Source organism: Streptomyces sp. rh34 (genome assembly GCF_002551245.1).
Taxonomy (GTDB): Bacteria; Actinomycetota; Actinomycetes; order Streptomycetales; family Streptomycetaceae; genus Streptomyces.
This window is the reverse complement of sequence record NZ_NTGZ01000377.1, coordinates 1-5,259: the sequence shown is the minus strand read 5'-3', so window position 1 is coordinate 5,259 and position 5,259 is coordinate 1. Positions and strand designations below refer to the sequence as shown.

The 5,259-nt window shown below is 74.3% G+C and carries 2 protein-coding genes and 1 pseudogene; all 3 read left to right on the top strand.

Annotated features, from left to right (window positions below; all coding sequences use genetic code 11):
- Positions 1-232: 232 nt before the first annotated feature.
- Positions 233-3,484: a DUF11 domain-containing protein gene (locus CR470_RS35520; RefSeq protein WP_097871670.1), complete on the top strand. Its 3,252-nt coding sequence runs from the start codon at positions 233-235 to the stop codon at positions 3,482-3,484.
- On the top strand, positions 3,481-4,185 hold the full coding sequence (locus CR470_RS35515; RefSeq protein WP_097871668.1) for a DUF4255 domain-containing protein: 705 nt from the start codon (positions 3,481-3,483) through the stop codon (positions 4,183-4,185). The genes CR470_RS35520 and CR470_RS35515 overlap by 4 nt, the downstream gene beginning before the upstream one ends.
- A pseudogene (locus tag CR470_RS35510) lies at positions 4,182-5,228 on the top strand (ATP-binding protein); the annotation flags it as partial. The gene CR470_RS35515 and the pseudogene CR470_RS35510, both read left to right, overlap by 4 nt.
- Positions 5,229-5,259 lie beyond the last annotated feature (31 nt).

Sequence of the window (5,259 nt, the reverse complement as noted above, 5' to 3'; positions counted from 1 at the left end):
AGTCCGGCCCGTACGGCGCCTGCCCGACCCGGCCGAGTCCGGCCCGTACGGCGCCTGCCCGCCCCGGCCGAGTCCGGCCCCCCATCGGTGCGTGCCCCCTGGCGCGGTGCGCCCACCGCCGCAAAGGGCAGCGATCCCTTCCCCCGTCCCGGGTACTCGCGGCCTGTCCTTCGCCCCCGCGCGGGGGCGAAGCTGGCCGGTGGAGAGTCATCGACAGACTGTGAGGTGGGCCGTGACCGGCACCGCTGGCCCGGCAAAGCATTCCCGGCTGGGCCGACTGACCGGTGCGGTGGTGCTGTTGGCACCGCTGCTGCTGGTCGGCTCGGCCGCCGCCCCGCACGGAGCCGCCGAGGCCGTCGCCGCCCCGGCGGACGCGGAACCGCTCCAGGCGGGGCGCGTCGCCTTCGCCGGGACCGAACACCGCAGCCTGGGGCGGGCCAACGACAAGGACACCACCGACCCGCTGTTCGGCGACGGCCCCGCCCACTACGACCAGGACCCCTCCGCCCGAGGAGACGTCCTGGTCTTCACCAGCCTGCGTGACAGCCCCCGGCCCCAGGTGTACGTGCGCGACGCGGACGGATCGGTCCGCCGGCTCACCACCGACAAGGACGCGGCCCACCCCGAACTCTCCCCGGACGGAAGGACCGTGGTCTTCGACTCGGCGGAGACCGAACCCGACGGCACGGTCCAGCGCGACCTGTGGACGATCGGCATCGACGGCGGGGACCTGCGCCGGATCAGTGACACCCCGGACAACGAGGAGTCCCCGACCTGGTCCCCGGACGGCAAGAGGATCGCGTACGCCTGCGACGGCGACGCCCTGCGGGGGTGGCAGATATTCGAGCAGGCCGTCGCCGGCGGCCCGCGCACCCGGATCAGCGACGGACCGGCCGGAGACGCCACCGAGCCGTCCTGGAACCCGGTCGCCGACGACGCCCGCCGGGGCCTCGTCGCGTACACCCTCACCACGAACCCCGACCCGGCCGTCGACGACGGCACCGAACTGCGGGCCACCCAGGGCCTCGGGACCGACCGGCCGCTGCTGGCCGGTACCCACGCCGAGTGGGGCACCCGCTCGGCCTCCTGGCTGCCCGACGGCAAGGACATCGTCTTCCTCAGCCCGTACCACACCTGCGGCTGCGACGACTTCGACCACGCCTACCGGGTGACCGCGTTCGAGGGCGACGAGCCGCCGGACCAACTGGTCAACGAGAACCGCGAGGTGGGGCCGCCCACCTGGTTCGCCCCGGCCGGGACCGTCGTCGTCCCCCGGATCACCCCGGACCCCGAGACCGTCAAGAAGCCGGACGAGCTGCTGGCCGCCGCGCAGATCGTGACGCTCCAGGACGTCCGGCAGGACGGCTCCGACCCCCGCGACCTGGGTCTCACCATCCTGAAGGAGGACCCGGCGGCCCGCACGAACACGGACCACGCCAAGAACCCCCTGTTCAGGCCGGCCGACGGCTACGACCCGTGGCACGAGCGGCAGAACTACACGCCCGACGGCCGGCGCATCGTCGTCACCCGCTTTGAGGACGGCGCCGAAGGGCGGATCGAGCGGATCTGGATGGCCGACGCCGACGGCTCGCACGCGGAGGTGCTGGAACTCGACGGGCGCGGCCCCAAGGACTGGGACACCGACCCCACCTTCTCGCCCGACGGCACCAAGCTCGCGTTCACCCGGACCTCGCCCGGCGGCGTCGGTGACAAGGGGGGCCGGAGCAGCATCCTCATCGCCGATGTCGCCACCGGCGCGATCCTCGACGAGATCCGGTCGCCCGAGGGCCAGCAGACGGGCGACGACGCCCAGCCGACCTGGTCCTCCGACGGCGTCAACCTCGCCTTCACCCGCAGTCAGGTCATCAACGGCAACGGCGGCAACAAGCACATCTGGGTCGTGCCGGTGGCGAACCTCGACCGCCAGCGGGACCTGAGCGCCACCATCTGCCCCGGCGACTGCGAGGTCATCGACGACAGCCCCGCCTTCTCCCCGGACGGCACGAAGGTGGCCTTCAACCGCAAGGACGGCGGAGGCAGGGTCAACCAGCAGGCCGGGGTCCTCATCAAGCCCCTGCGCGGCGGCGGCTGCCGGGTCGTGCTGCCCTCCGTCCAGAAGGACAACCCCGACGGCTGCGACCTGCCGGTCCCCGACACCTCCGTGACCGGACCCCACCAGCCCCGTGACGTGGCCTGGTCCCCCGACGGCAGCAAGCTTCTCTTCACCTCGCGCCGGGAGCTCCCGGCCAATTCCATGGAGCAGCTCTCCGTACTCGACATCGCCTCCGGCGACGTGGCCCCCCTCGACAACACGCACAACGGACGGCAGAAGGAGCCCGCCTTCCAGCAGTCGGTCGACCTGTCACTGACCGCACCGCCCACCGGAGACCCGGTGGAGGTCGGCGCGTCCACCGAGGTGGCGATCACCGTCACCAACCGGGGCCCCTCACCCTCGCCCGGCACCCTCCTCACCGTCGACGCCCCGCCCGGCGTACGGCTGGAGGAACTGACCACCGACGCCGGGACCTGCGCCGCCGGTACGCCCCAGTGCGACCTCGGCATCGTCCCGCCCGGGGCCCGCGTGACGATCACGGCACGGCTGACCGGCGTGACCACCGGCGACCAGCGGGTCAACTGGTCCGTCACCGGGGCCGTCCTCGACCCCAACCCCACGGACAACGCCACCGGAACGACCGTCCCGGTCGAGGACGTGCCGCCGCCGACCCCGACCCCCACTCCCACGACGCCGTCCCCGACTCCGACGACGCCCACGCCCGCCCCGCCGCCGACGACCACGCCGCCCCCGCCGCCGGCCCCCGCACCGCCGCCCCCCGCGCCCGAGGCCGGCCCCGGCGTCACCGTGCGGGCCCAGCCCAGCCCCGGCTACGTCGGCGGCAAGGTCGTGGTGACGTACACCGTGCGCAACGGCCGTAACGCACTCGCCACCGGACTCCGGCTGAAGCTCGGACTGCCCGGAAACATCCCCGCCGGACCGCTCCCCGCGGGCTGCACCGGCGGGGCGTGCACGCTCCCCGACCTCGCACCCGGCGCGTCCACGGTCATCAGCGTCGTCCTGTCGCCCGACAAGGCCCTGCGTACGACGATCACGGCGTCGCTCACCACCACGGGCACCGACGCCAACCTCCGCGACAACGTCTCCCGGATCCCGCTGCGCATCCTCCAGCCCCGCATCATCGCGGTGCCCGCCGTCGGCAAGCCCGGCTTCGTCACCTCCGTACGCGGCAAGGACTTCCCGCCCGGCGCACCCGTCACCCTCAGCTGGAAGCCCGGGATCACCGCCGCCGCGGCCCCGACCCGGCCGCTGGGCGACGGCACGTTCATCGCCCAGCTCCTCATCCTCGCCAAGGACCGGACCGGGCCGCGCACGATCACCGCGAAGGGCCCCGGCTTCAGCCCCGTGAAGACCGACTTCCTCGTGGTGCTCGGCACCATCACCCCGCCGGACGAGGTGATCCGCCGATGATCCACGAGGTCGACGAGGGGCTGCGGCTGCTGCTCGCCGACGCCGGACTGGAGGACAGCGGCGTCGACCTGGTCTTCGACGCCCCGACGAAGGACTGGTCCGCCCGCCGCAACGCCCCGACCATCAGCGTCTTCCTGCACGGCATCCGCGAGGACGCGGGCAGGCGGCGCGCCGGCACGACCGAGACGCACGACGAGGACGGTGTGGTCACCGGCTGGCGGACCCCGCCGCGCTGGTTCGAGCTGACCTATCTGGTCACCGCCTGGACCAACCGCCCGCAGGACGAACACCGACTGCTCTCCGAGGTGTTGCGCACCCTCGTCCGCTCCGACGTGCTGCCCGCCCGGATGCACACCGGAAGCCTCGCCGAACTCGGCCTGACCGTGGAGCTGGAGGCGGCGGGGCCGGGAGCCGGCGGACCGTCCGCCTCGGACGTCTGGTCCGCGCTCGGCGGCGAGTTGAAGGCCGCGATCGACCTGCGGGTCCTCGCACCCCTGGCCGGCGAACGCACCCCCGCGGGCCCACCCGTCACCGAAGGACTCGTCATGAAGGCCGCGCCCCACCTGGACGGCGACGACGGCGGCCCCGGCCGGCGCCTGCGCTACGACGGAGCGTCCGACCCGGGCGGGCAGGGCTTCGCCGCGCCCCGTGAACGGCAGTTGCCGCCCGGCCGGCGCAAGCGGGGGAACGCCGCACGATGACCCTGGCACCCCAACAGCTCCACGGTCACCTCCCCATGACCGGCGTCGAGGAACTCTGGGAGCGGCTCGGCCGCGTCGAGCAGCGGGTCCGGGAGGCCGTCGCGGCACGCCGGGCCGTCGACCCGGACCCCGACGACCCCTACCGGGGGCAGTACCTCACCCCCGAGGGCGCGGCACGGATCCTGGAGACCCGCGACGCGTTCACGCCCGTACCGGAGTACGAGGACGGAGCCCCGCCGGAAGCCCCGGCCGGGAGCCGGCTCGGCCGCCTGGCCGAGCGCTTCGGTCTCGCCCCGCCGGACGTCGAACTCCTGCTGGTCGCCCTGGCCCCGGACATCGACACCCGGTTCGAGCGGCTCTACGGCTACCTCAACGACGACCTCACCCGCCGCCGGCCCACCATCGGCCTGGCCCTGGAACTCTGCGGGCTGCCCGCGGCCGGCCCCGGACGCTTCCGGTTCTCGCCGTCCGCCCCGCTCGTCGCGGGCGGGCTGCTGGATATCGCGGACGGCGAGCGCCCGCTGCTCTCCCGGACCCTGCGCGTACCGGACCGGGTCACCGCGCATCTCCTCGGCGACGACGGGACCGACGGCCGGCTGCGCGGGATCGTCCAGGAGGCCGCGCTGCCCCGTGAGCCGGACGAGCGCCCCGAGGTCTCCCGGATCGCTGCCGCCCTCGGCACGGGCAGCGGACTGGTGCACCTCCTCGACCGGGGCGGCGACCCGTGCGGCCTCGCGATCGAGGCGCTGGCCGCCGCCGGCCGGCGCCCGCTGGTCGTCGACATCGCGGCGCTCACCACCGCCCCCGAACAGGCTTCGCTCGTACGGGCCCTGGCGACCGAGGCCCGCCTCGGCCGCGCCGGGGTGGTCCTCGGCCCGCTCGAAACGCTCGCCCCCGAACGCCCCGAAGGGGCCCGGGTGCTCGGTTCCCTGTGCGCGGCGCTCGGCTCCACCCCTCTGATCGCGTACGGGAAGAAGAACTGGGACCCGCTGTGGACGGCGGAGAGCCCGGTGCCCGTCACCGCCCCGCCCCCCGGCCCCGACGCTGTCTCTTATACACATCTCTGAGCGGGCT